Annotated in this window: 3 protein-coding genes; 2 read left to right on the top strand and 1 reads right to left on the bottom strand. The window is 72.3% G+C overall.

The genetic code is table 11. The annotated features are described in order from the left end of the window. The first annotated feature begins 233 nt into the window (after window positions 1-233). The gene (locus VK923_13635; protein HSJ45716.1) at window positions 234-1,004 is read left to right on the top strand and encodes a hypothetical protein; all 771 of its coding nucleotides are present in this window, start codon (window positions 234-236) and stop codon (window positions 1,002-1,004) included. Window positions 1,005-1,230: 226 nt separating this feature from the next. On the opposite strand, the gene VK923_13630 is transcribed toward VK923_13635, so the two are convergent. Further along, entirely contained in the window at window positions 1,231-1,392 is a 162-nt protein-coding gene (locus VK923_13630; protein HSJ45715.1) for a hypothetical protein, read from the bottom strand. A 534-nt stretch (window positions 1,393-1,926) separates the two neighbouring features. On the opposite strand from VK923_13630, the gene VK923_13625 reads away from it, so the two are divergent. Continuing rightward, window positions 1,927-2,128, top strand: a 202-nt coding sequence (locus VK923_13625; GenBank protein ID HSJ45714.1) for a rhodanese-like domain-containing protein, incomplete at its 3' end; no start/stop codon positions are given.

The raw sequence follows: 2,128 nt of genomic DNA, 5'->3' as shown, positions 1-2,128 counted from the left end.
GCTCCGGCGCATGCCTGCTCCTCCAGCCGTGTGCCGCAAGACCCGCGAGCATGACCACAGCGCCGACCACGCGTACCGACGATCGTCCCGCCACGAGTGGGCACCACGTCCCAGTGGTGATGCACAACCCACGTCATTGTGCGCCGGTGAGGCGTGCAACTTCTGACGTGAGGCGGAACGTGGTCCTGTCAGCGCACCCGCCACGAACAGACCGACACGGACCCTCGTCGGCTGTGGCGGTCGGTCGGGTCGCGTTCACCGCGTGGGCCATGGTGCTGTCGCTGCTGTTCACCGTGGGATTCGCGGGCCTCACCGCGCTCACGGTCACCATGTGGGTCGCCGATCCGCGCACCGCCGCCACCAACCCCGTCGTCGACCTCGGGTTCTTCGCGCTGGGTGCCGTCATCATCGGCGGCGGGTTCGCCAGCCAGATCCGGTCGCCGCAGCGGTCCATCGCGGGTCTGCAGCAGGCGGTCATCGGACTGCTCTGCCTCACCGTGGCCGGCGTGATCGGCGGCCGCGTCGAACCGACCGTCGGCGGACTGGCATTCCTGCTCGCCACGGCTCCGCTGGTGGCGCTGCATCCCGCCCGTCGGGACCTGTTCGCGCCCGGTGCGCGGGTGAGCGTCCCCCTGGCGGCCCTGACCGCGCTCGCGGCCGTCCCCGCCACCGGGTACGCCGTCCGCATGCTCGGCCTCGCACGCCGGGCCGGCGCGTCGTGCTTCCTGGGGCGGTGCGCCACCGGAGATCGCTACGCCGAGATGGCCGCGCTCGCCCTCGCGGTCGTCCTGGTCGGTCTCCTGGCCACCGTCCGGACGCGCGGATGGCAGATCCCGACCTCCAGCGCAGCAGCCGCCGCCGTGATCCTCGGAGCCACATCGCTGGCGCTGCCCGATCTGACCGGCGCGCTCCAGCAGCCGTGGGCAGCCATGACCGTCCTGTGGGGACTGTCCTTCATCGCGGTAGCCCGCCGGCGATCACCACCCTGGCTTTCTCGGACGTGAGCGCTCCTGCGGTGGCGACACCCAGGCCCCACCCTCCGCCGGTGACCAGGAACCCGCTGCCACCGACCTTTCAGCCCTCACGACGATGCCGGCGAGACTCCGCGACCAGTTCACTCTTGAGCAACTTGCCGGCCCCGCTCTTGGGCAGTGACGCGCGGAGGTCCACGGACGTCGGTACCTTGCAGGCCGCCAGGTGAAGCGCAGTGGGCAGCCAACTCGTCGGCGGTCAGGGTGCTGTCTGGCCCGGGGACCACGGCGGCTCGACCGTCTCGTCGCGGTACTCGTCGGGTACGCGCCCGGCGGCCTCGAGATTGCGCTGTCGCGCCATCTGCAGTGCGTGGATCACGAACACCGCGACCTCGGCCACGTCGTCCAGCTCGCAGATCACAGCAGCACCCGGTCGAGGCCGTACGACTCGAGGTCGGCCTGGCTCTGCAGCGGCGTGAAGATCGTCGCGACGCCGGCCGACCTCGTCGACCATCGCCCAGGCCGCGGTGCTCGAACGCGTACCCGCCGGCGGCCGGGACGACCAGGTCGGCGCCGGCCGCGGCAACGCGCGGCCGCCGGACACGAGGTCGGCTGCAGATGCGTCTCCGCGACCATGCGGATCCGCAGGCCGCGCCCGTGCGCGGCGCGCTCGTACCGGGCGATGACCTGCTGCGGATCGACGAGCAGCGCGCTGTCGTCACCGAGATCCGCTGTTCGACGGCTTCGCCGCCGTGGCCGAGGCGCTGGCGTCCGGGCGGCGCGCCGAAATCGTCGAGCTGCTCGCCCAAGGCGAACGGACCGTCGAACAGATCGCCGACGCGATCGGCCAGACCACGCGAACACCTCCCACCACCTGCGCACCCTGGCCCGCGCCGGGCTGGTCACGACCCGACGCACCGGCACCTACGTCCACTACCGACTCGCGTCCGTCGGCGTGTACGACCTGTGGGCGGCACTGCGTGACGTCACCGCTGAGCACCACGACGGGCTCGACGCACTCGCCCGCGCCTACCTCGGCGACCGCGAGCAGCTCGAGGCCGTCACCCGCGACGAGCTGCGCCGCCGCCTCGACCGCGGCGAGGTCACTGTCATCGACGTCCGCCCGCGCCCCGAGTACGACGCCGGCCACATCCCCG

This window comes from Euzebyales bacterium (assembly GCA_035461305.1).
Classification (GTDB): Bacteria; Actinomycetota; Nitriliruptoria; order Euzebyales; family JAHELV01; genus JAHELV01.
Note: the sequence above shows the minus strand (reverse complement) of the source record. Positions and strands in the feature narration are given on the sequence as shown.